The organism is Blautia faecis (assembly GCF_020554845.1).
Classification (GTDB): domain Bacteria; phylum Bacillota; class Clostridia; order Lachnospirales; family Lachnospiraceae; genus Blautia_A; species Blautia_A faecis.
Genome location: NZ_JAJCIA010000002.1, coordinates 150,196 through 172,592 on the forward strand (window position 1 = coordinate 150,196; position 22,397 = coordinate 172,592).

At 44.2% G+C, this 22,397-nt stretch carries 20 protein-coding genes and 1 riboswitch; of the genes, 14 read left to right on the plus strand and 6 right to left on the minus strand.

The window, feature by feature from the left end:
- Positions 1 to 48: 48 nt before the first annotated feature.
- A complete protein-coding gene (locus tag LIZ66_RS01845) occupies positions 49 to 264 on the plus strand; it encodes a hypothetical protein (protein ID WP_118580907.1) in 216 nt (71 codons plus the stop codon).
- Between the two features lie 236 nt (positions 265 to 500).
- Here the strand turns inward: LIZ66_RS01845 and gpmI are convergent, their stop codons facing one another.
- A complete protein-coding gene (gene gpmI, locus LIZ66_RS01850; RefSeq protein ID WP_173769744.1) occupies positions 501 to 2,042 on the minus strand; it encodes a 2,3-bisphosphoglycerate-independent phosphoglycerate mutase in 1,542 nt (513 codons plus the stop codon).
- Positions 2,043 to 2,306: 264 nt separating this feature from the next.
- The gene (locus tag LIZ66_RS01855) at positions 2,307 to 3,608 is read right to left on the minus strand and encodes a homoserine dehydrogenase (protein ID WP_118580901.1); all 1,302 of its coding nucleotides are present in this window, start codon (positions 3,606 to 3,608) and stop codon (positions 2,307 to 2,309) included.
- 329 nt (positions 3,609 to 3,937) lie between these two features.
- Here LIZ66_RS01855 and LIZ66_RS01860 point away from each other — a divergent pair, with 329 nt between their 5' ends.
- The 3 genes from LIZ66_RS01860 to LIZ66_RS01870 all read left to right on the plus strand — a co-directional run bounded on the left by LIZ66_RS01860 (position 3,938) and on the right by LIZ66_RS01870 (position 8,089).
- Complete coding sequence (locus LIZ66_RS01860; RefSeq protein ID WP_195478553.1) at positions 3,938 to 5,281, plus strand: MATE family efflux transporter; 1,344 nt, start codon at positions 3,938 to 3,940, stop codon at positions 5,279 to 5,281.
- 321 nt (positions 5,282 to 5,602) lie between these two features.
- On the plus strand, positions 5,603 to 7,633 hold the full coding sequence (locus tag LIZ66_RS01865; RefSeq protein ID WP_227200052.1) for a L,D-transpeptidase family protein: 2,031 nt from the start codon (positions 5,603 to 5,605) through the stop codon (positions 7,631 to 7,633).
- Between the two features lie 159 nt (positions 7,634 to 7,792).
- On the plus strand, positions 7,793 to 8,089 hold the full coding sequence (locus LIZ66_RS01870) for a DUF3784 domain-containing protein (RefSeq protein ID WP_227198820.1): 297 nt from the start codon (positions 7,793 to 7,795) through the stop codon (positions 8,087 to 8,089).
- Between the two features lie 212 nt (positions 8,090 to 8,301).
- On the opposite strand, the gene LIZ66_RS01875 is transcribed toward LIZ66_RS01870, so the two are convergent.
- On the minus strand, positions 8,302 to 8,916 hold the full coding sequence (locus LIZ66_RS01875) for an HAD family hydrolase (RefSeq protein WP_195983045.1): 615 nt from the start codon (positions 8,914 to 8,916) through the stop codon (positions 8,302 to 8,304).
- Positions 8,917 to 9,225: 309 nt separating this feature from the next.
- Here LIZ66_RS01875 and sfsA point away from each other — a divergent pair, with 309 nt between their 5' ends.
- The 3 genes from sfsA (at position 9,226) to LIZ66_RS01890 (ending at position 12,083) form a co-directional block, all read left to right on the plus strand.
- Positions 9,226 to 9,918: a DNA/RNA nuclease SfsA gene (sfsA, locus tag LIZ66_RS01880; protein ID WP_195983046.1), complete on the plus strand. Its 693-nt coding sequence runs from the start codon at positions 9,226 to 9,228 to the stop codon at positions 9,916 to 9,918.
- A complete protein-coding gene (gene mutY / locus LIZ66_RS01885; RefSeq protein ID WP_195983047.1) occupies positions 9,915 to 10,955 on the plus strand; it encodes an A/G-specific adenine glycosylase in 1,041 nt (346 codons plus the stop codon). The genes sfsA and mutY overlap by 4 nt, the downstream gene beginning before the upstream one ends.
- Positions 10,956 to 11,066: 111 nt before the next feature.
- Positions 11,067 to 12,083 (plus strand): glycosyltransferase family 2 protein, encoded by a 1,017-nt coding sequence (locus tag LIZ66_RS01890; RefSeq protein WP_118583852.1) that lies wholly within the window; start codon positions 11,067 to 11,069, stop codon positions 12,081 to 12,083.
- A 7-nt stretch (positions 12,084 to 12,090) separates the two neighbouring features.
- Here LIZ66_RS01890 and LIZ66_RS19745 read toward each other — a convergent pair whose 3' ends face one another.
- The 3 genes from LIZ66_RS19745 to LIZ66_RS01900 all read right to left on the minus strand — a co-directional run bounded on the left by LIZ66_RS19745 (position 12,091) and on the right by LIZ66_RS01900 (position 13,930).
- Positions 12,091 to 12,162, minus strand: a complete 72-nt coding sequence (locus tag LIZ66_RS19745; RefSeq protein WP_368072542.1) for a DUF6783 domain-containing protein — start codon at positions 12,160 to 12,162, stop codon at positions 12,091 to 12,093.
- Between the two features lie 76 nt (positions 12,163 to 12,238).
- The gene (locus tag LIZ66_RS01895; protein ID WP_148462491.1) at positions 12,239 to 12,928 is read right to left on the minus strand and encodes a phosphatase PAP2 family protein; all 690 of its coding nucleotides are present in this window, start codon (positions 12,926 to 12,928) and stop codon (positions 12,239 to 12,241) included.
- Between the two features lie 69 nt (positions 12,929 to 12,997).
- Positions 12,998 to 13,930: a diacylglycerol/lipid kinase family protein gene (locus tag LIZ66_RS01900; RefSeq protein WP_118583854.1), complete on the minus strand. Its 933-nt coding sequence runs from the start codon at positions 13,928 to 13,930 to the stop codon at positions 12,998 to 13,000.
- A 305-nt stretch (positions 13,931 to 14,235) separates the two neighbouring features.
- On the opposite strand from LIZ66_RS01900, the gene LIZ66_RS01905 reads away from it, so the two are divergent.
- The 7 genes from LIZ66_RS01905 to LIZ66_RS01935 all read left to right on the plus strand — a co-directional run bounded on the left by LIZ66_RS01905 (position 14,236) and on the right by LIZ66_RS01935 (position 22,361).
- The gene (locus LIZ66_RS01905; protein WP_173715627.1) at positions 14,236 to 16,434 is read left to right on the plus strand and encodes a DNA topoisomerase III; all 2,199 of its coding nucleotides are present in this window, start codon (positions 14,236 to 14,238) and stop codon (positions 16,432 to 16,434) included.
- Between the two features lie 215 nt (positions 16,435 to 16,649).
- Positions 16,650 to 17,321 carry a YkgJ family cysteine cluster protein gene (locus tag LIZ66_RS01910; protein WP_118583858.1) on the plus strand — a complete coding sequence of 224 codons (672 nt, stop codon included), beginning with the start codon at positions 16,650 to 16,652 and terminating at the stop codon, positions 17,319 to 17,321.
- Positions 17,322 to 17,772: 451 nt separating this feature from the next.
- The gene (locus LIZ66_RS01915; protein ID WP_118583860.1) at positions 17,773 to 19,257 is read left to right on the plus strand and encodes an AAA family ATPase; all 1,485 of its coding nucleotides are present in this window, start codon (positions 17,773 to 17,775) and stop codon (positions 19,255 to 19,257) included.
- A gap of 92 nt (positions 19,258 to 19,349) precedes the next feature.
- Positions 19,350 to 19,856, plus strand: coding sequence for an NUDIX hydrolase (locus LIZ66_RS01920; RefSeq protein ID WP_173769749.1), 507 nt, complete (start codon positions 19,350 to 19,352; stop codon positions 19,854 to 19,856).
- A 204-nt stretch (positions 19,857 to 20,060) separates the two neighbouring features.
- Positions 20,061 to 20,167, plus strand: a riboswitch (TPP riboswitch).
- Between the two features lie 146 nt (positions 20,168 to 20,313).
- Positions 20,314 to 20,610, plus strand: a complete 297-nt coding sequence (locus LIZ66_RS01925) for a thiamine-binding protein (RefSeq protein WP_118583864.1) — start codon at positions 20,314 to 20,316, stop codon at positions 20,608 to 20,610.
- Entirely contained in the window at positions 20,579 to 21,361 is a 783-nt protein-coding gene (locus tag LIZ66_RS01930) for an ABC transporter permease (RefSeq protein ID WP_148462485.1), read from the plus strand. Before LIZ66_RS01925 ends, LIZ66_RS01930 begins: the two co-directional genes overlap by 32 nt.
- Entirely contained in the window at positions 21,354 to 22,361 is a 1,008-nt protein-coding gene (locus LIZ66_RS01935; RefSeq protein WP_227200054.1) for an ABC transporter substrate-binding protein, read from the plus strand. Before LIZ66_RS01930 ends, LIZ66_RS01935 begins: the two co-directional genes overlap by 8 nt.
- Positions 22,362 to 22,397: the final 36 nt, after the last annotated feature.

Below are 22,397 nucleotides of genomic sequence, written 5' to 3' on the forward strand. Positions count from 1 at the left end.
AAAACATAACAGGGTGATTATAGTCACCCTATCTGGGAGGACTAAGATATGCGAAAAGGATTAAAAATAGCAGGTTCCACTGTATTTGCAGCTGCATTGTCTTCGTGTCTGTTTTACTGTATGGTAGCAGGGGCGAAATCTGGCGCTGTGGTATATGTGGTCATGGCTGCACTGTTGTCTGTTATTATTTCGGTAACTCTGTGTGCAGGGTTTCATTATATCCGCCATCTTCAGAAGCTTTTGAAGGAGCTCAGTGAGAAGTAGTTTTTATATAAGAAGTAGTAAACAGTGGAAGTACGATTTAGATCGTGTTGTTGTATAAGGGAAACAATAATCAGAAAGAGCTGGCGACAATAGGTATCAGGAATAATAGAACAGCTGTGATGGATGGAAAATCTGTCAGAGCTGTTCTTTTTGTGCCATAATAAAAAAGGACATAATAAAAAAGGCGCTGGCATTTAAGCCAGCACCCTTTAAAGCAACAGAGCTGTATAAGCGGATTATTTCTCCACCAGAAGTGATTTACCAGTCATCTCAGCTGGCTGCTCCATGCCCATAAGCTGGATCAGAGTCGGGATGATGTCTGCCAGGCAGCCGTTCTCACGAAGAGTATATTTCGGGTCTGCATTAACCAGAATGAACGGTACCGGATTGGTGGTATGAGCAGTATATGGCTCGCCTGTCTCATAGTCTACAAGCTGCTCTGCGTTACCGTGGTCAGCACAGATGAACATCTGTCCGTCAACCTCCTTCAGAGCCTCTACAGCCTTTCCTACGCACTCATCAACAGCCTCAACAGCTTTGATAGCTGCAGCTTCAACACCTGTATGACCAACCATATCCGGGTTGGCGAAGTTGATGATGATCACATCATATTTCTCAGATTTGATTGCTGCAACAAGCTTCTCGCAAACTTCCGGAGCGCTCATCTCTGGCTGCAGGTCGTAAGTCGGAACCTTCGGGGACTTCACAAGGATTCTGTCCTCGCCCTTGTTTGGCTCCTCAACGCCACCGTTGAAGAAGAAGGTTACGTGAGCATATTTCTCTGTCTCAGCGATACGTGCCTGAGTCATGTTGTGAGCTGCAAGGTACTCGCCGAATGTGTTGTGAAGCTGAACCTTGTGGAATGCAACCAGCTTATTTCCGATGGTGTCATCGTAATCTGTGAAGCATACATATGTGAGGTCAAGGCGTTTCTCTCTTGCGAAACCTGTAAATTCGTCATCGCAGAATGCTCTTGTGATCTCACGTGCACGGTCAGGACGGAAGTTGAAAAATACAACAGAATCTTTATCAGAAACAACGGCAACTGGTTTGCCATCTTTCTCAATGACTGTTGGAAGAACGAATTCGTCTGTCTTGCCGTCGTCATAGGATGCCTGTACAGCCTCAGCTGCGTCGGTTCCCTTAACACCCTCGCCCTTGGTAAGTGCGTTGTAAGCAAGCTCAACACGATCCCAGCGGTTGTCACGGTCCATTGCGTAATAACGTCCGGAAACAACACCAATCTCACCTACGCCAAGCTCATCCATCTTCGCCTGGAGCTGCTGGATATATCCTTTTCCGGAAGCCGGAGGGGTGTCACGGCCGTCCAGGAAGCAGTGTACATAAACTTTCTTAAGTCCCTCTTTCTTAGCCATTTCAAGAAGACCAAAAAGGTGAGTAATGTGGCTGTGAACACCACCATCAGAAAGAAGACCCATGAAGTGGATCGCGGAATCATTTTCTTTGGCATTCTTCATAGCTGCAAGAAGTGCTTCATTTTTGAAGAAGTCTCCGTCCTGAATCTCTTTGGTGATTCTGGTAAGCTCCTGGTATACGATACGGCCTGCACCCATATTCATATGACCAACCTCGGAGTTACCCATCTGACCGTCCGGAAGACCTACAGCCAGTCCGCTTGCATTACCTTTTACAAAAGGATATTCAGCCATCAGCTTGTCCATGACAGGTGTGTTCGCTTCGTATACAGCGTTTGCGTCATGTCTTTCATTCAGGCCATATCCGTCAAGAATCATTAAAACCGTTGGTTTTTTGCTCATAATGTGCTCCTTTATATGATAAAATTTCCCTTTTGTTGTTCCTTATATATAGTATCAAAAATCTGGGATTTTTCAATCACAATTTTTTTTATTTCTGGAAACTATTTTTAGCAGTATTTACTATGGGAGTTCTGATGAGAAAGAATTCTGCCTTGGCAGGCTTTTTATATAACAGCTTATTACATAAAAAAGGCACGAACGAATCGTGCCTTTGACTGTATGCTTAAGATAAACATATGTACAATATAATTTTGATTTTTCTAATTACTTCCTATAAACTCGGATAGTCTTTGAAATACGCTTTACCGAAGACTTATTGGAAAGCTCCTGTACCGCTGTCTTAAAGTCACCCTCACGAACCTTGGAAGTGATCACAACAACCTCTGCAAGATGGTCGTCCTGATTCTGGCTGTCTTTCTGGATGATCTGGGCAATGCTTACGTGATATTTGGCGAAAACCTCCGTCATTTCAGCAAGTACACCACAGCGGTCTTCTACATGAAGGCGAAGGAAGTAACGGTTGTAGGTATCTTCCATTTTTTTCACAGGAAGCTGTTTATAGCAGGTGCATCCGATACGGCCGCAGCACCCTGCTTCCATATTGCGCACAATATCAAAAATATCTCCAACTACAGCGCTTGCAGTAGGAAGCTCACCTGCACCCCGTCCGAAGAACATGGCGTCCTCTACAGCATCTCCATGAACAAAGACTGCATTATAGGAATCATTAACGGTTGCAAGAGGATGATCATTTGGAATCAGCATCGGGCAGACGTAAGCTTCTACACCGGACTCAGTATTGCGGGCAACACCAAGAAGCTTGATGGCACAGCCCATCTCTTTTGCATAGCGGATGTCCTTGGCGGAAATTTTTGTGATTCCTTCGATATAAACATCATCAAATACCACTCTGGAATTAAAAGCAACGCTGGCGAGAATAGCCACCTTGCGTCCTGCATCAAGTCCATCAATATCCGCAGTAGGATCCGCTTCTGCATAGCCAAGCTCTGTGGCAAGTGCCAGTGCATCTTTAAATTCCATATTCTCCTGGGACATTTTTGTGAGGATAAAGTTGGTAGTACCGTTTACAATACCCATAACCTCGCTCATGTGGTTGCCTGCCAGGCACTGCTTCAAAGGACGGATAATAGGGATTCCGCCTGCTACAGCTGCTTCAAAGAGAAAATCCACATGGGAAGCTCTGGCTGTGTCCATAAGTTCTTTTCCGTGGACGGCAATCAGATCTTTGTTTGCTGTTACTACGTGCTTGCCTGCGTGAAGAGCATCCAGAATATAGGTTCTGGCAGGTTCGATTCCGCCGATCAGTTCGATTATAATGTCAATGGAAGGATCTGCTTTAATATCCTCCCAGCTATTGGTAAGGACAGCCGGATCATCTACCTTGCCAGCTGCCTTTTCCAGGTTGCGGACAAGTATTTTGCGTATTTTAACCTTGCAGCCGATTTTGGCTGTCATTTCTTCCTCCTGGTTCTTCAGAACCTTGTAAACACCGGTTCCAACTGTTCCAAGCCCAAGCAGGGCTGCGTTTATAACTTTTTCTCCCATGGGGAACTCCCTTCTTAAAAATAGTAGTGCTGCCGTTTGATCGTGGTTCCCGTTCATAGTCTGGCAGCAGATATAAACGTAAGCGCGAAAAAGACAGATGTCTTTCACACATTAACATTTCGTTATGTGGTTCTTATAGTATGGCAGAAAATGGTTTTTGTCAAGCGCTTAAAATAATACAATCCTATGGACTACGTTCACAAATAAACACCTCGGGGAACAGCACCTGCTGAATAGTTGCAAAATAAAAAAAAGGGGCTTGAAAGTAGAAAAAATATCGCCTATAATCCCTCTAAAACGATATTTTTTCTTGTGGAGGAAAAAAGAATATGCAGACAGATATGACTGTGGGAAAACCTATGAAAATGCTGTTGAATTTTACCATTCCTGTATTTCTTGGAAATGTTTTCCAACAGCTGTACAGTATGGCGGATGCGGTAATTGTTGGGAAGTTTGTTGGAACTAAGGGGCTGGCAGCGGTAGGCGCTACTGGAACCATTACGTTCCTTATTATTGGATTTCTGATGGGGGTTACAACAGGAGTTACCGTTCTTACCTCTCAGAAGTTCGGAGCAGGAAGAATGGATGAGATGCGTAAGACGGTTGGTAATGCAGCAATTCTTTCTGCTGTGATCGCAGTTGTTATGACTGCAGTAAGCATGTTGGGAATGCACAGGCTTCTTGTATTCATGCATACACCTGAAGATATTTTTGATGGTGCATATGGTTATATTATGATCATCTGTGCCGGAATTTTTACCCAGGTATTGTATAATCTGGTGTCCAGTATCTTAAGGGCACTGGGAAACAGCAAAACGCCTCTTTACTTTTTGATTCTGGCGGCAGGACTGAATATTGTACTTGACCTTGTATTTATTATCTTTTTTCACTGGGGAGCGCCGGGAGCTGCCTGGGCTACCGTTATTTCACAGGGAGTGTCAGGAGTTCTTTGCCTGATTTATATGTGGAAGGCCGTGCCGGAACTAAAGATGAAAAAAGAAGACTGGTGTTTTAACCGTGATATTGCCGTAAAACAGATCAGTGTGGGAATTCCCATGGGACTGCAGTATTCCATTACAGCCATTGGAGGCATGATGGTACAGAGTTCTTTGAATATACTTGGCTCTTATGCAGTTGCGGCCTTTACAGCAGGCTCTAAAATTGATAATATCTTTACCCAGGCATTTGTAGCTATAGGAACTACAATGTCTACATATAGTGCACAGAATGTTGGTGCGCGTAAGCTGGACCGTGTGCGTCAGGGGTTCCGGTGTGCAGATGTGATCGGCTGTGCATATGCTGTTGTTGTAGGATTTGTCCTGTTTTTTGTGGGAAAAAGCTTTTCTTATCTGTTTATCTCTGATAATGCAGAGGCGGTGATCCCTATGGTGGATACATATCTTCGCTGTGTTGGAATGTTTATGATTCCCCTTTATGTGGTCAATTGTTACCGTAATGGCTTTCAGGGAATGGGATATGGGCTTCTTCCTATGCTCTCAGGCGTGGCAGAGCTTATTGGAAGAGGTGTGATGGCAGTTGTTGCAGCAGATGCCAGGAGTTATACAATGGCATGCATGGCCAGTCCATTTGCATGGATTGTAGCAACAGTCCTTCTTATTGTACTTTACTTCTATGTGATGAAGGATATGAAGAGAAAATTATGTCTGCAGTGAAAGCCAGGATTACAAATCCGTAAACGTGATTTAATAAAATGAATCTGTTATAGACTGTTAAGGCTGAAAAAAGGTCGATTGCAATCCGAGTTTCCAGTTTGAAAGGGTAACTTCCACATATTCTTTCGGAAGAATTAACTTTCACGGATAAGCTCTTGGGGTGGAAGTTTGAATTGCAATTAACATTAAAGGGATTCTTTTGAAGGAAATATACATTTTAAGATACAAAATGGAAAATATATGTTATAATGAAACAAGGTTTCGCCATTAGATGGAGAAGCCTTGTTCAAACAGTGTTTTTATCAGAGGAGAGTTTTATACATGAGTAAGGACAATAAGCATACTCAGGGAAGCCCGGGAGACTTTGAAGATAAAATAGATTCGGCTATGGCAGGTCTTGAAGCAGATCTGGACGAGGAATTCCACGGCGCAGACTTTTATGATGAAGATGACCAGGAGAGCGATTTTGATTCCTGGGAAGGTGAAGACGATTCCGATGCAGAAGAACTGGCTGAGCAGGATTCTGAAGAGGAGTATCCAGAGGAAGAAGAGTACGACCAGGATGAGGCAGAGCTGAGCACGGAAGAAGAGGACTTCTGGGACGAGGAAGAGACAGAATCTGAAGAAGAGAATTCAGAGGAAAAAGATTCAGAGAGCGAAGATTCAGAGGACGCTGAATCTGCAGATGAACCGAAAACATCTGAAAAAGAGCTTCAGGTGGAAATTATTCCGCCCCATTCAAATAAAGGCAGAAAGCACCGAAGAAAAGATTCTGCCGGTGCGGCAGCACCTAACCAGCCTGAGAAGCAGACTTCTAAGAAATCTGCCAGACCGTCTCCGAAGCCGGCAGCCAGATCTGCCCGTCCGACGAAGATTTCCTATGTTCCTATTACTGATGAGGAACTGGATGAGAAGATCATCCCTGTTCCCAGAAAGAAGCATAAGGGACTTAAAGTTACGGGAATTGTGGCAGCTATTCTTGCGGTGACAGCAGGATGCGCTTATGGAGCAGTGAGTTACTATTATGCAGACAGATTCTTTGAGGGAACCTATATTAACGGAATCAACTGTTCCAATAAGACTGCCTACGAAACAGAGCAGCTGATTGCAAGCAATGTAGAGGATTATTCCATTGAGATTACCGCGAGGAACCAGGAGCCGCAGGCCATCAGCGGAAACCAGATCAATTACCGCTATGTGTCTGATGGAGAAGTTCTGGATCTTTTGAAGCAGCAGAAGCCATATGAATGGGTAAAAGGGTTCATGGAGACCAGAAGCTATACCACCCAGGAGAATGTGACTTTTGATAAGAGTTTGCTTCAGAGTGAAGTAAAGGAATTAAAGTGTGCACAGGCAGAAAACCAGGTTGAGCCGGAGAATGCATATGTGGCGCTTGAGGGAAGCGAGTTTACCATTGTTCCTGAGACTGAGGGCAGCAAGCTGAAGGTGAAGGAAGCCTATAAAGCGCTGGATACCGCCATTTCCGGAAGCCAGACCTCCATTGATCTGGGAAATACGCCGGATGTATATGCAGTGGCAGCAGTGACCAGCGATGATCCTACCCTTCAGGCCACCAGGGATGCTTATAATAATTATACCAAGGCCAGCATTACCTATACATTTGGAGAGCAGACAGTCACTCTTGACGGAAGCACCCTTAAGGAATGGCTGCAGTTTGATGACAAGGGACAGCTGGTGCAGGATGATGCTTCCTTTACCCAGCATATCAAGGATTTTGTGGCACAGCTGGCAAGTGAGCATGACACAGTTGGAACAACACGCTCCTTTAATACGACCAGTGGCCGTACCGTTTCTGTTTATGGCTCTGCATATGGCTGGAAAATCGATCAGGACGCAGAAGCAGCACAGCTGACAGAAGAGATCCGTACAGGCACTCAGACTACACGGGAACCGGTATATTCCATGAGAGCCAATTCTTACGGATACAATGATATTGGAAGTACCTATATCGAGGTAGATTTGAGTAGTCAGCACATGTACTATTACCAGAATGGCAGCATCATCTTTGACTCTGACATTGTTTCCGGAGATATCCGTTATGATGACAGAGCCACACCTCCGGGAATTTTCACCCTGTATTATAAGAAGAGCCCGGATGTGCTTCGTGGAGAGAAGAAGCCGGACGGCACTTACGAGTACGAAACCCAGGTTACCTACTGGATGCCGTTTAACGGCGGAATTGGTTTCCATGACGCTACCTGGCAGGCATATTTCGGTGGTGACCGCTATACCTACGCCGGATCCCATGGATGTATCAATATGCCGCTGGATGCAGCAGCTACTCTGTACAGCATTATTGATACCAATGTGCCGATCGTGTGCTTCTACTAAAAGATCATTTATCTGACCGGAAAATTGCAGTGAGCAGTAACAATTAGTTTTTGGTCACTGAGTACGAACAAACACGCTCTAGATGGATGAAAAGACAGCTGCATGTCTTTGAGACCGCGGGCAGCAGCATAACACAAAAGAAGTGGAGAATAAGTTAATATGAATATGGATTCATTTGATATGATACTGACTATAGCAGCTCTTGTAATGGGAGTTATGCTTCTTACCGGTCATGGAGATATTCTTATGAAAGGCGGAAATGCCGCTGAGCGTAAGAAGCTTTACGATGACAAAAAGGTTCAGCTGGTTTCCGGCGTGACTCTGCTCATTTTCGGAATTCTCACCGGTCTGGATATGGTGATCAAGAGCTATGTGTACGATATCATTTATCTGGCAGCAGTAATTGTTATCTTCATTATCATGGTGGTAGTGATTCGCAAGAAATGTAAGAAATGAGATGAAAAAGAAGCACTTGTATATCTGGAAATTGATATACAGGTGCTTCTTTTGTAATCCGGATATTGAGCTGCACTGGAGCATGTTTGAAAAATCATTCCGGCGATCTGCTGTTGGATAACTGTGTGTCGCATTCTCGTTACTTCAGTAATGAGTTAGACGCACTATTTTTTGAAAAAGCAAGGACTGCTAATAAAAATTTGTATAAATAATTAGAATAATTTCAACAGATCCGCTGGCTTCTCAATCATATAATCCGGTGTATCCACCTGTCCGAATCCATAGGAAGCAAATACAAATGGTACCCCTGCCTCCTGACATGCCTGGTAATCCCCGAAGGTGTCTCCTACATAAACAGGTGCTTTCAGCTGATATTTCTTAGCAATAGAACGGATATTAGCTGCCTTGGCTTCCCCGCTGTCTCCTGGACACAGATGACCGGTGAAGTATTTTCCCAGCCCTGTTTTCTCAAAAACAAGCTCAATATATCCAGCTTGGCAGTTGCTTACTACAAAAAGAGGGTAGCGTTTGTTAAGCTCCTTCAAAGTTTCTTCCAGTCCGTCGTAAACAGGTGCCCCCATCGCACCCAGCAGATCGTGCTCAGCCTGGCAGCAGATATCGATGACCCGAAGCTGCTCCGCTTCAGTCTGTTCTGGAAGGATTGCCTTCGCAATATCTGGGAGAAGTCTGCCAAACAGCCCTTTCAGCTGATCAGCTGTCACACGGACATCAAGATTCTCTTTTTCTAAAGTCTTATTCCACGCCATAGCTACAACGTCGGTGGAATTCCATATAGTTCCGTCAATATCAAAAATAATACTGTCCATTTGAGGTTTTTAGTCCTTTCTGGTGTGCTTAAAATTCTTAAATTGCTTCTTTTCTCATTCTGTTTTGAAATCTGACGGTTTCTATTCTATATAGGAAAATCAAAAAAATCAATCTCCTAACATGGGATTTTTCAATTTTAACTGGCTTTTTGCAGATTTTATGTTATGATAGGAAAGGTGACTGTTGCTTTTGAACTATTGGTCAGTTTTATATTGCAGTGAAATAGTTACATTATTTCTTGAGACTGTCATTGAAGAAAGCCTTTTTCAGACACGTTTTGGGAGTCAGGCAGCAGCACGAGGTGAACTATGAAATACGAAAATATTACAGAAGGCCGTTTCCTGGATCGTCCGAACCGATTTATTGCACATGTGGAGATTGCGGGACAGACAGAGACGGTTCATGTAAAGAACACAGGCAGATGCAGGGAGCTTTTGATTCCTGGTGTTCAGGTTTTTCTGGAAAAGAGCAGTAATCCGGCAAGGAAAACAGCATACGATCTGGTCTGTGTAAATAAAGGCGGACGCCTGATCAATATGGATTCCCAGATTCCCAATAAAGCCGCCCTGGAATGGGTAAGGGCAGGACATCTTTTTCCGGAGGAAGTGCAGGTAACTCCTGAGAAAACTTATGGAAATTCCAGATTCGATCTGTATGCCTGTTCAGATAAGAGAAAGGCTTTTATTGAGGTCAAGGGTGTAACCCTGGAAGCAGACAATATTGCCCGTTTTCCAGATGCTCCTACTGCGAGAGGCGTGAAGCATCTGGAAGAGCTGATCCATTGCATGAGGGAAGGATATGAGGCTTATCTGCTTCTGGTGATCCAGATGAAGGGAATTACAAGATTTGAACCAAACTGGGATACGCACCGGGAATTTGGGGAAACCTTACAGAAAGCGAAAAAGGCAGGGGTGCATATTCTGGCCTATGACTGTCTGGTAGAGCCAGACGGGATGGAAATACAGAATCAAGTGCCTGTGTGTTTGGAGGAAACTAGATGACAGATGAGTTTATACAGCCTCTTCTTGCCTGGTATGATGAGAACAAAAGGATTTTGCCCTGGAGGGATAAGCACAACGCCTATTACACCTGGGTATCCGAGATCATGCTCCAGCAGACCCGCGTGGAAGCTGTAAAGCCCTATTTTGAAAGATTTATCAGGGAACTGCCGGATATCCCGGCCCTGGCAGTCTGTCCGGAGGAAAAGCTGTTAAAGCTGTGGGAAGGTCTTGGATACTATAGCCGTGTGCGGAACATGCAGCTGGCAGCCAGGGAAATGGTAGAAAAATATAATGGGAGACTTCCCGACGACTTTTCCCTTCTTATCTCGTTAAAGGGGATAGGAAGTTATACCGCAGGAGCTATCGCTTCCATAGCGTATGGTGTTCCAGTGCCAGCCGTAGATGGAAATGTTTTCCGTGTAGTTACCAGAATGACGGAGGATCAGGAGGACATTACCAGACCTGCATTTCGCAAAAAAACAGAAAGCGCATTGCAGAAAATTATCCCAAAAGACCGTCCAGGTGATTTTAATCAGGCAATGATGGAGCTTGGAGCAGTAGTGTGCGTCCCCAACGGACAGCCCAAATGCGACCTTTGTCCGGTGAGAGGCTTTTGCCAGGCGGGACTTCACGGCACTATGGAAAAGTTTCCGGTGAAAGCACCAAAGAAGCCAAGAGTGGTGGAAGAGCGAACCGTTCTGGTTATTCAGGATGGAAGCTGCACTGCGATCCGCAAGCGGCCGCCGAAAGGCCTCCTTGCCGGATTATACGAGCTTCCCAATACAGAAGGATACCTGAACCGTGAGGAAGCCCTGGAATACGTGAAAGAGCTTGGCGCAGAGCCCTTATATATAGAAGAACTGCCGGAGGCCAGGCATATTTTTTCCCACATTGAGTGGCGGATGAAAGCGTACCGGATCCGCGTGTCCTCCCTGGAGCAGACACATGCCCCGGGAATTCTTTTTGCAGATAAAAAAGAATCAGAGAGAAACTACGCCATACCTTCTGCGTTTGGCGCTTATGAAAAATATATGTAACGGTTCAGCTGGCGTTTTTGAGAACATAACTCAAAGAAAAAAAGGAAAATACATCGCAAGGTGCGTAATTTTAAAATACAGAATCGTTACACTACATGAGGAGGAAAATAAATGAAATTACTGAGCATAGCAATTCCATGTTATAATTCTGAAGCTTATATGGAGAACTGCATCAAATCCCTTTTACCAGGCGGAGATGAAGTAGAGATCCTTGTAATTGACGATGGATCCAAGGACAGAACAGCCGAGATCGCAGATGAATACCAGGAGAAATATCCAGGCATTGTCCGCGCCATCCATCAGCCAAACCTTGGCCACGGCGGCGCCGTAAACACCGGTATCCACAATGCCCAGGGGCTCTATTTCAAGGTTGTAGACAGCGATGACTGGGTAAATGAAGAATCCTACAAAGAGATCCTGAAAACTCTGGAAGAGCTGGTAAAAGGCTCCAAAACAGTTGATCTTCTCATCAGTAATTTTGTATACGAGAAACAGGGTGCTACCCGCAAGAAGGTTATGCAGTATCGTCACTGCCTGCCAGTGAACCAGATTTTCACCTGGAATGAAGTAGGTCACATGCCAAAGGGAAAATATCTTCTCATGCACTCCATGATCTACCGTACCCAGCTTCTCCTTGAGTGCAACTTGACTCTGCCGGAGCATACCTTCTACGTAGATAATATTTTTGCCTTTGATCCGCTGCCGTATGTACAGAACATGTACTACCTGGATACTAATTTCTACCGTTACTTTATCGGCCGCGATGACCAGTCCGTAAACGAGACAGTTATGATCCGCAGAATCGACCAGCAGCTCCGCGTAAATAAACTGATGGTAAATTCCTACACCAGCTGCGGCAGCATGAATAAACGCACCAGAGCCTACATGATCAGTTATCTGGATATTATTACTACCATTTCCTCCATTATGCTGATCCGCTCCGGCACAAAGGAAGCTCTCGACAAGAAGAAGGAGCTTCTGGAATATATCCGCTCCACGAACCGTGCCCTCTACGGAAAACTTCGCCACAGCCTCATGGGTAACTTCATGAACCTTCCAGGCCGCGGCGGACGTAAGGTGTCTGTAGCTGCATACAAGCTTTGCCAGAAGTTCTACGGATTTAACTGATTAATGATCAGGGCGCTCTGGAGACTGTTTGAAAAATCATTCCTGCAATCTGTACGCCCCACTTTGCAGCATATTTTATCTATATTCGGTTGTCGCCGCTCGTATTTTTGTTAAAAAAAAACGCGCCTTCCCATTTCTGGAAGTGCGCGTTTTTTTTAATAATGTTTCCTGCGATTATTCCGTCCAATTCTCTCTACTGCCATGCCACTTGCTTCTTCTCCTGCCTTCTGCGGATAGAAAAACAGATATCCAAACAGCGCCAGCGTAGCACCACAGCACACATCAATTACGGAATGCTGCTTCAGGAACATAGTAGACATGATAATAAGTAATGTAAGAACCAATGATCCATACCTTACCCCTTTGTGGTCTCTCAGCGCCTCACAATTGGTAAGTGACATATGAACTGCCAGAGAATTAAATACATGAATACTTGGCAGAACATTGGTCGGTGTATCCGTCCGATACAGCCATCTTACCATATCTGTAAACACGTTTTCCCTTGGAAACTCTGATGGTCTTAAGTGCAGTACATTTGGATATGCATAAGACACGATCAGGAAAACAGTCATACCCATCATCATATTGAAAATCAACTGATAATATTCTTTTTTATTCTTGTTCCTGAAGATAAAGTATAAAACTGTGAGAATCTGATACGGAAACCATAATAGATAGGGGACAATAAAATACTCACAAAATGGTATGTAATCATCAAAAACAGTGTCGATCACATGAAATCCCCATACCGGCCTGCACTCCAGATACTCAAAAAAAAGCATATAAACAATGGCATACGCAAGTATGATCAGACCATGCCTGTATTTTTTTATAAATTGTACCAAGTCTTTTTCACTCCTTTTCCAATCTGGGTTACCGGTCTTGTAATTCCGGATCCCCCAAATCGTGAGAGATTATACCACAGGTAAAATGATTTTTAAAGAGCTTTTTTCAATGGAAACTGTTAAATCTTCGCGAATTCCGCCAGATTCCCCGTCAATATGAATGGGAAGAGCGGACGCACTATGTACATGGATATCGCTGCAGGTGAGAATATGTATTCCCCTGATGCCCACATGCTTTCCGAAAAAAGCAGTAGGCAGGCAAAATAAAAGCTTTATCTTACGGATACCTTCCACAAGGATCACGTCCAGAAGCTGATCGTCAGGCTGAGCATCCGGGCAGAACTTAAAACCGCCGCCTTCATATTTCTGATTCATAACCGCTGTAAAATATACGTGGTCATAGGAAAAAGTATTCTCTCCATCTAGGGTCACTGTCATTTTTCCTGGATTAATAAAAATCAGCTGCTTCAATGCAATGAAAAGATAAATCAGCTTTCCCAGCCCAAGACGATTGAATATCTTCTTTAAGGGCGTTGCCAGAACCTCCTGGCATACGCCGGCGTCATATCCGATTCCCGTGCTGATACCGAATCGGGACTTCTTATTATTGCGGAGCAGGTAAGGAACATCCATTTTGCTGATATGCTCTGCCTTTAGGATATATTCCAGTGATTCCATTGGATCAAAAGGGAGTCTCATGCTTCTGCAGAAATCATTGCCAGAGCCGGTTGGAATGTATCCGAAGACTACCCGGTCAAAATCGGTGATGCCGGTGAGCACCTCGTGAATGGTGCCGTCACCTCCCACTGCAATGATATATACAGGCTCAGATTCAGTGCCAAGAGCACAGGCATCAGAAGCAATCTCTGCGGCATGTCCGGAATATCTTGTAAGGCAGTACTGGAAATCAATTCCCCGAAGCATAAGCTGCTGATGAATTTCATTCCAGATGGAACGTCCCCTGCCAGAGCGGGAATTGGGATTAACAATAAAATAATACATAACTTCTCCTAGGTTTTTAGAACATGTTTGCAAAATCTCCCATAAATTGTGAAGCACATATCAGGGAAAGTATTTGGGGGCATGCTCTGAGACAAAGAACCTGAAGCCTTGCGATGTAGATTCTCTGTCTTTTATGGTTACATAATAGCATTGGTGGGATCGTTTTACAAATTAATTTTAACAAAATATTCTTAAAAATTTCTGAAGTGTGTTATAATATAACTATTCCTTAACAATTATGGAGAGGATTTCACTGTTTGCTTAAGCAGACATCATCAAATACGAAAATAATCAGGAGTGTATACATGAAATCACTTGTAATTGCGGAAAAACCGTCCGTCGCCAGAGACATTGCCCGTGTTCTTGGCGCAAACCAGAAAAATGGTGGTATTCTCGAAGGCAAAAACTATGTAGTAACCTGGGCACTTGGACATCTTGTAACCCTGGCTGACCCGGAAGAATATGACAGAAAGTATGAAAAATGGGAAATGGCGACCTTGCCCATGCTCCCCAAGGAGATGAAGCTGGTAGTCATCCGCCAGACAGGCAGGCAATTTTCCGTAGTAAAGACTCAGCTTTTCCGAAAAGATATTGGAGAAATCATTATAGCCACAGATGCAGGACGGGAGGGGGAACTTGTTGCCCGCTGGATTCTGGAAAAAGCAGGCTGCCATAAGCCAATTAAGAGACTGTGGATTTCCTCAGTCACAGATAAAGCAATTAAAGAAGGCTTTGCCAATCTGAAAGACGGGCATGACTATGATAATCTTTACCGTGCAGCTGTTGCAAGGGCAGAAGCAGACTGGCTGGTGGGAATGAATGGTACCAGAGCTCTCACCTGTAAATACAACGCCCAGCTTTCCTGTGGCAGGGTGCAGACCCCCACCCTTGCCATGATCGCAAAGCGCGAAGAAGAAATCCGCAAATTTGTGCCAAAAGAATATTATGGTATTTCTCTGGAGACCCAGGATGTGAAATGGACCTGGAGAGATGAGAAAACAAAGAGCTTCCGTACTTTTTCTAGGGAAAGGGCAGAGCAGATCAAAGGCAGGCTGGAGAACGCTGCTCTTGAAATAACCAGTGTAGAGAAAAAAGCAAAAAAGACTATGGCCCCGGGCCTGTACGACCTGACAACTTTGCAGAGGGAAGCCAACCTGAAATATGGTTTTTCTGCAAAAGAGACCCTGAATATTATGCAGCGCCTTTACGAAAATCACAAAGTACTCACATATCCCAGAACCGATTCCCGATACATTGGAAAGGACATTGTTCCTACTATTAAGGAAAGACTGAAGGCCTGCGGAATCGGTCCGTACAGAAAGCTTGCTGGCGCACTTATGAATAAGCCTGTGCAGGTGAATGGAAGTTTTGTGGATGATAAGAGGGTCAGTGACCACCATGCGATCATTCCGACAGAACAGTTTGTTCAGCTGGACCACATGACAAATGAAGAACGGAAGATTTATGATATGGTTGTCCGTCGTTTCCTTGCAGTTCTTTATCCTGCAAGCCAGTATGAGCAGGTGACCATGGAGGCGAAAGCGGCAGGAGAAACTTTTGCAGCCAGCGGCAAAGTGATAAAGAGCATGGGCTGGAAGGAAGTTTACGAAGGCGGAGCAGATGATGATTTGGAAGATGAGGCGGATGATGAGAAAAAACTGAAAGACCAGCGTCTTCCGGAGATGAAAACCGGAACCAGACTAAAGATTTTGAAAACTTCCTTAAATACAGGAAAAACAAAACCGCCAGCAAGATTCACAGAGGCAACTCTTCTTGCAGCTATGGAAAATCCGGTGAAATTTATGGAGACAAGAGATAAAGAAGCGGTGAAAACCCTTGGAGAGACTGGGGGGCTTGGAACCGTTGCCACAAGAGCAGACATTATTGAGAAACTTTTCCATTCCTTTATGATGGAGAAAAAAGGCAATGAGATCCATATTACCTCAAAGGCAAAACAGCTTCTGGAGCTGGTGCCGGAAGACCTGAAAAAGCCTGAGCTCACAGCTGACTGGGAGATGAAGCTTTCCCAGATTGCAAAAGGCAGGATACGTCAGGGGGATTTTCTTCACCAAATCCGTGACTATACCTGTGAAATTGTAGATGAGATCAAAACCGGGGAGGGCACGTTCCGCCACGACAATCTTACAAATAAAGTATGTCCGCAGTGCGGCAAAAAACTTCTGGCTGTCAATGGAAAAAACAGCAAAATGCTGGTATGCCAGGACCGGGAGTGCGGCTACCGTGAAACGATTTCCCGCACTACCAATGCCCGTTGTCCAAAATGCCATAAACGTATGGAAATGTATGTGAAAGGTAAGGAAGAGACGTTTGTCTGCCAGTGCGGTTATAAAGAGAAGCTTTCCGCGTTCCAGGCAAGACGCCAGAAAGAGGGCGCAGGAGTAGGCAAGCGTGACGTGCAGAACTATCTGCGCAGGCAGCAGAAAGAGGCAAATGAGCCGGTGAATAATGCTTTTGCACAGGCATTGTCTGGAATTAAGTTGTAAATACAGAGGATAGATAATACGGAGATGCTGTTGATGGCAGCATGTTATATTACTGTTCACTGGCAATGTCCCGCGGGGTGTTTTTGGTGAATATCGTTTACAGAAAAATGGGGAATCTCAGCGGGAAATCTTGAAAATGCATGATTTCAGTGCATCGCGAAGTGAACCGTAACCATGTTTGTCTACAAAAAAATAAAAGAAAGAGGAATTTGCATATGCGCCGAGAAGTATCTTTGGAAGAGATTTCCGACGGAAGACTTTATGAATTAAATGATATGGTAAAGGCAGACTGTCAGGATTGTGCGGGCTGTCATGACTGCTGTGAGGGTATGGGGGACTCAGTTGTGCTGGATCCCATGGATGTGTACCGTCTGTGTACGAATCTGGGAAAAACACCACAGGAACTGGTAAGCACCGGGCTGATCCAGTTCGATGCCATGGATGGGAATATTCTGCCTCATCTTTGCATGAGTGGAAAAAACCAATGCTGTGTTTTCCTGAATGAACAGGGACGGTGCAGCATTCATGACTTCCGTCCTGGGTTCTGCAGACTTTTCCCATTGGGACGTTTCTATGAAAATGGAGGATTTAAGTATTTTCTGCAGATCCATGAATGTAAGAAGACAAGCCGGAGCAAGATCAAGGTAAAGAAATGGATCGACACTCCGGATCTTCGCCAGTATGAAAAGTTTGTAGCTGACTGGCATTATTTTTTGCTGGATGTGCAGGAGGTTCTTTATAATGCCACAGATGCCCAGCTGATCAAAAATCTGAATTTATATGTGGTGAATCGTTTTTATATGAAAACATATGAAGTGGGCAGAGATTTCTATGAGCAGTTTGAAGAAAGACTGACAGAAGGAAAGCAGCTGTTAAGTCTGGCATAAATGAATTGAAAAACTCCCGGAACACTTGAGCCTGTTTGAAAAATCTTACAGAAAGTTTTTTCAGACACGCTCTAGAGCGCCCGGGAGTCTTTTATTTTTAGATTGCAGTATTCCATTAGAAGCTTTGGGAGGGACTATGGTGTCTGCGCACTAAAAATCAGAAATATATATCAAATGTTAAGTGAAAATCAAATTGTTGAAAAGTAGTCCGTATAATAGAATACACGAATTTCTCCATTTTGGCAAGAGATTTTTTGTAAAAAACTAAGAAATGCCAAGATATATAAAAAATAAGATAGTTACTGGTCACAAAGTGAACAATAATACAAGACAATGCTGCATTATGAAACAGGCCAACTCATTCTGGACATTAGAGAAAAATGTTGTTATAGTAGGTAAGAGAAATTAGAGAAATATATCCCTTTAAATACACAGGAAAGAGGAAAAAGCTATGCCAGTATTTGATTTCAGCGGTGCTTCTGCAAGCAAAGCGGAGGCAAAGTGTACTTACACAACATTTCACAGCAGCCATACGAAGCCTTCACCGGAGCAGCCGATCATGGTGCTTGACAATAAAGAGAGACAGTGGAAACATCATTCCTGCGGTGTGTTTACCAATCCGGTAAACCGTACTGCTTTTGATTTTAAGGAAGAAGACGGTAACCATACAGCAGATGTGGTGAAAATTGATTCCAGATTTACCAGTCTTTTGAAATGGCTGGGAGACAGCAGGATCAATGTACGTTTGTCTGGTACTAACAGGGAGGACGGATATGCGGTATACCGCATTCGCGAAACTGCTTTTGGCGGCGGCACAAAGCTTTCTGCAGAGGATGGCTTTCTGCAGTTTATGATTGAGAGACTTCTGGAGAGTAATGCACCTGCTGAGGCAGAAGAGGATGAGGAACAGGAGGAAAACGGTGATGAGATGAAGCTTACCAGCATTCAGAGTATTACCGATTTTATGACCTGCGCAGGCAAAACACTGCCGGATAATATCAGACTCTGGACCAGAAGAAATCTGGCAGTGGCAAGATCCAGTGAAGTTTCCCAGGAAGAGCGCCATCATGCACAGAGGGCTCTTTCTATTATGTTGAATATCCAGTGGAAGAACAATTATTTTGAAGCAATCGATCCTGTTGAGGCAAGGAGAATCCTGGATGAAGAGCTTTATGGAATGGAGCGTGTGAAACAACGTATTATCGAGACGATTATCCAGATCAACCGTACACATACCCTTCCGGCCTACGGACTTCTTCTGATCGGACCTGCCGGTACTGGCAAATCCCAGATAGCCTATGCAGTTGCAAGAATCCTGAAACTTCCGTGGACTACGCTGGACATGAGCTCAATTAACGACTCTAAGCAGCTTACCGGAAGCCCCCGTATTTACGCAAATGCAAAGCCCGGAATTATTATGGAGGCATTTTCCATGGCTGGTGCCTCTAATCTGGTATTTATTATTAACGAGCTTGATAAGGCAAATTCCGGCAAAGGAAATGGAAATCCGGCAGACGTACTTCTTACCCTTCTGGACAATCTTGGATTTACAGATAACTATATGGAGTGTATGATCCCAACTGGCGGTGTTTATCCAATTGCTACTGCAAATGACCGTGACCAGATCAGTGCACCGCTGATGTCCAGATTCGCAGTAATTGATATTCCGGATTATACAGCTGAGGAGAAGAAAGTAATCTTTTCCAGATTCTCTCTTCCGAAAGTTCTTAAGAGAATGCATATGGAAGAGAGTGAGTGCATTATCACAGAGGGGGCGCTGGAGGCAATCATCCAGCGTTATTCCAATACTTCAGGTATTCGTGATCTGGAGCAGGCAGCAGAGCACATTGCGGCAAATGCACTGTATCAGATCGAGGTCAACCATGTAGAGAAGGTAGAGTATACCAGAGAGATGGTGGAGGAACTTCTGAAATAGAAAAGATGAATTATTATATTCGATAACAATATTCGCAAAATAATCATAATATAAAAATATACAAGAGAAACATATAACAGGAGTGATAAAAATTGGAATTCTGGGACATCTATGATATTAACAAGAAACCTACAGGCCGCACCATGAAGCGAAACGACTGGTGCTTAAAAGACGGGGAATACCATCTCACCGTACTTGGAGTAGTGGCAAGACCAGATGGTACGTTTCTCATTACCAAACGTGTGATGACAAAAGCCTGGGCACCAGGCTGGTGGGAAGTTTCCGGCGGTGCAGCACAGGCAGGGGAATCTTCTTATGATGCTGTACTCCGCGAAGTGAAAGAAGAGACAGGCCTTGATGTAAGCGGTGCGCAGGGCGGCTATCTTTTTACTTACAAAAGAGAGAATCCAGGGGAGGGAGACAACTATTTCGTAGATGTTTACCGCTTTGTGATGGATGTGAAAGAAGAAGATCTACATCTTCAGGAAGAAGAGACAGACGGCCACATGTTTGCCACCCTGAATCAGATCAAGGAATTTGCAGCCCAGGGAAAATTCCTGCACTATGACAGTATTCAGGCTGCTTTTGAGAATCTATAGATTTATTATATATTCTGCAGGAAATAACTGTGATATGCAGGGGGATTTTTTTAACGAATTCTGATGAAATGGGAATATTAATTAGAGCTTGCTGGTCAGACTGCGAGCAGTACAATTCTGTTAAGGGTATGTAAAATATAATTGAGATAAAAATAGTTTCTTGTAATTTGAAGAAAGGTGTATTATAATAAGCAACGAAATCTGAATAAAGACCAGGGGAGTTTCAATTGAGAAGCTGAGAGTAAGGTAGTCCTTAGACCCTTTTAACCTGTTGGATCATGCCAGTGTAGGAAGTGTTTAACGATGTAAGTAGGAGCATTTGTCTGGATGGCAGGTGCTCTTTTTTTTATACTGACTGACAGAGCCTGTTCAGTTCCGTCACAGTTTCAAGAATGGTTCTTATTCGATTTTTATTACAAAGTCCTGTTTATGGGACAGAAAATAGGAGGAAAAGAAAATGAACGCAAGTGTAGCAATTCAGGTACTGCCAAATGTACAGGATGAAGAGGAAGTTATCCGCATTGTAGACGAGGTAATCGCCTACATCAGATCCACTGGTCTGAACTATTATGTAGGACCATTTGAGACCACCATCGAAGGTGATTACGACCAGCTGATGGATATTGTAAAAGAGTGTCAGCATGTAGCTGAGCGCGCAGGCTGCAAGGCTATGAGCGTATATGTTAAAATTGCATATAAACCAGAAGGGGATGTACTTACCATTGAAAAGAAAGTTACCAAACATCACCAGTAAGATCCCTTCAATTGCAGCCATGGCCGTGATTCTGCTTGGCTGGGAAGTGGTAAGCATTTCGGGAATTGTTCCCTCCTACATGCTTCCATCTCCGGTAGCAGTGCTGACAGCCCTGTTTGGCGATCTGCCAACCATACTTTTCCATGCGAAATTCACTTTGCTGGAATCCTTTTACGGACTTCTCATTGGAATCGCGCTGGCATTTGTGTTTGCAACTATGATGGATCGGTTCCGTGTAATGGATCAGGCATTTTATCCGATCATGATCATTACACAGACCATACCGACCATTGCCATTGCGCCAATTCTGGTGCTTTGGATGGGATTTGGAATGGCACCGAAGATCACTCTGGTTGTGATCACCACTTTTTTCCCAATTACAATCGGACTGCTGGATGGATATAAAAGTGTGGATCCGGATGCCATTCGTCTGATGAAGGCCATGGGAGCCAGCCGGGCACAGATTTTCCGCCATGTGAAATTTCCAGGTGCTTTGCCCCAGTTTTTTTCTGGGCTGAAAATATCTGCTTCCTACGCAGTTGTAGGAGCAGTTGTTTCTGAGTGGCTGGGTGGATTTAACGGACTTGGTGTTTATATGACCCGTGTAAAAAAAGCATATTCTTTTGATAAAATGTTTGCAGTCATTATCTTCATTGTGATCATCAGCCTTTTACTTCTTCTGGCAGTAAATATTGTCAGCCGGATCACAATGCCATGGCTGCAGGTAGAAAAGGAGAAAAATCATGAATAAGAATTTGAAAAAAGTAATCGCACCAGTTGCAGCGGCAGCTATGGTGCTTGCAGTTCCTACCGGTGTATACGCAGAAGATGGTGCACAGGAGAAAATCACATTCTGCCTGGACTGGACACCGAATACCAACCACACCGGACTTTATGTAGCACAGGCAAAAGGCTACTACGAAGAAGCTGGTCTTGATGTGGAAATCGTTCAGCCACCGGAAAATGGTGCAGCCCTTATGTGCGCAGCAGGTCAGGCTCAGTTTGCGATCGAGGCTCAGGATACCATGGCTGCTTCCCTTGCACTTGACGAGCCTCTTGGAATCACAGCAGTTGCAGGAATCATTCAGCACAATACCTCCGGAATCCTTTCCCGAAAAGGTGACGGAATTGACAAACCAGCCGGACTTACCGGAAAAACCTATTCCACATGGGATTCTCCAATCGAGCTTGCTATGCTGGAAAGTGTTGTAAACGGCGACGGCGGAGATTTCAGTCAGGTTACCCTGATCCCTAATGATATTACAGATGAGCCTGCAGCACTTGCTGCCAATCAGACGGATGCCATCTGGGTATTCCAGGGCTGGGGCGGAATCAATGCTGACGTAGAAGGTGTAGACTGCGACTATTTTGCATTCTCTGATATCAATCCTGTATTTGACTACTACACACCGGTTATCATTGCAAATAACGACTATCTTGCTGAGAATCCGGATCAGGCGAAAGCATTTATGGAAGCAACTGCAAAGGGATATGAGTTTGCAGCAGAGAATCCGGATGAGGCAGCACAGATCCTCATTGACGGCGATAATACAGGCTCTCTGAAGGATGCTGAAGATCTTGTAAAGAAGAGTCAGGAATTCCTTTCCACAAAATACATTGACGATGCAGAAAGCTGGGGCGTATTTGATGCAGACAGATGGAATGCATTCTACAAATGGCTGTATGAGAACCAGCTTTGCGACAAGGATCTTACTGGAGTCGGATTTTCTAACGAGTATCTTCCACAGTAAGGAATGAAAGAGAAAGAAATTAACGCATAGAGCTAT

What these genes read in the sequence shown, in the direction of transcription:
- LIZ66_RS01845 (WP_118580907.1), top strand. Translation starts at nt 49, where the DNA reads ATGCGAAAAGGATTAAAAATAGCAGGTTCCACTGTATTTGCAGCTGCA.
- gpmI (WP_173769744.1), bottom strand. Translation starts at nt 2,042, where the DNA reads ATGAGCAAAAAACCAACGGTTTTAATGATTCTTGACGGATATGGCCTG.
- LIZ66_RS01855 (WP_118580901.1), bottom strand. Translation starts at nt 3,608, where the DNA reads ATGGGAGAAAAAGTTATAAACGCAGCCCTGCTTGGGCTTGGAACAGTT.
- LIZ66_RS01860 (WP_195478553.1), top strand. Translation starts at nt 3,938, where the DNA reads ATGCAGACAGATATGACTGTGGGAAAACCTATGAAAATGCTGTTGAAT.
- LIZ66_RS01865 (WP_227200052.1), top strand. Translation starts at nt 5,603, where the DNA reads ATGAGTAAGGACAATAAGCATACTCAGGGAAGCCCGGGAGACTTTGAA.
- LIZ66_RS01870 (WP_227198820.1), top strand. Translation starts at nt 7,793, where the DNA reads ATGAATATGGATTCATTTGATATGATACTGACTATAGCAGCTCTTGTA.
- LIZ66_RS01875 (WP_195983045.1), bottom strand. Translation starts at nt 8,916, where the DNA reads ATGGACAGTATTATTTTTGATATTGACGGAACTATATGGAATTCCACC.
- sfsA (WP_195983046.1), top strand. Translation starts at nt 9,226, where the DNA reads ATGAAATACGAAAATATTACAGAAGGCCGTTTCCTGGATCGTCCGAAC.
- mutY (WP_195983047.1), top strand. Translation starts at nt 9,915, where the DNA reads ATGACAGATGAGTTTATACAGCCTCTTCTTGCCTGGTATGATGAGAAC.
- LIZ66_RS01890 (WP_118583852.1), top strand. Translation starts at nt 11,067, where the DNA reads ATGAAATTACTGAGCATAGCAATTCCATGTTATAATTCTGAAGCTTAT.
- LIZ66_RS01900 (WP_118583854.1), bottom strand. Translation starts at nt 13,930, where the DNA reads ATGTATTATTTTATTGTTAATCCCAATTCCCGCTCTGGCAGGGGACGT.
- LIZ66_RS01905 (WP_173715627.1), top strand. Translation starts at nt 14,236, where the DNA reads ATGAAATCACTTGTAATTGCGGAAAAACCGTCCGTCGCCAGAGACATT.
- LIZ66_RS01910 (WP_118583858.1), top strand. Translation starts at nt 16,650, where the DNA reads ATGCGCCGAGAAGTATCTTTGGAAGAGATTTCCGACGGAAGACTTTAT.
- LIZ66_RS01915 (WP_118583860.1), top strand. Translation starts at nt 17,773, where the DNA reads ATGCCAGTATTTGATTTCAGCGGTGCTTCTGCAAGCAAAGCGGAGGCA.
- LIZ66_RS01925 (WP_118583864.1), top strand. Translation starts at nt 20,314, where the DNA reads ATGAACGCAAGTGTAGCAATTCAGGTACTGCCAAATGTACAGGATGAA.
- LIZ66_RS01935 (WP_227200054.1), top strand. Translation starts at nt 21,354, where the DNA reads ATGAATAAGAATTTGAAAAAAGTAATCGCACCAGTTGCAGCGGCAGCT.